Raw genomic sequence first — 277 nt, forward strand, 5'->3', positions numbered from 1 at the left:
GGCGCTCGGCTCGCTGGTCGCCGCCATCTGCGACACGACGTACATCTGGCGGAACACTCGCCGCGATGCAGACGCCACGGAGCCGCGATCCACCCGCACCGTTCTCGCTTCGCAGAAGCACGCCGTGATCACGTCCGGCACGAGCTCGCTCTACGTGACACTCCCGGTGATCGCCATCAACTGGTTCCTCGGTGAGGGGCCAGCTCTCGCGACCTACCTGATCGCCGACCGCATGTTCCGGTTCGCCTCCATCGCGTTCCTCCCGGTCCAGCAGTTC

General features: G+C 66.4%; 1 protein-coding gene. It reads left to right on the forward strand.

Annotation, left to right across the window (positions count from 1 at the left end; translation table 11 throughout):
- Nucleotides 1-277, forward strand: a 277-nt coding sequence (locus tag R0J87_RS19930; RefSeq protein ID WP_498888418.1) for a hypothetical protein, incomplete at both ends; no start/stop codon positions are given.

Source organism: Halomonas sp. SIMBA_159, from assembly GCF_046536035.1.
Lineage (GTDB): Bacteria > Pseudomonadota > Gammaproteobacteria > Pseudomonadales > Halomonadaceae > Vreelandella > Vreelandella venusta_A.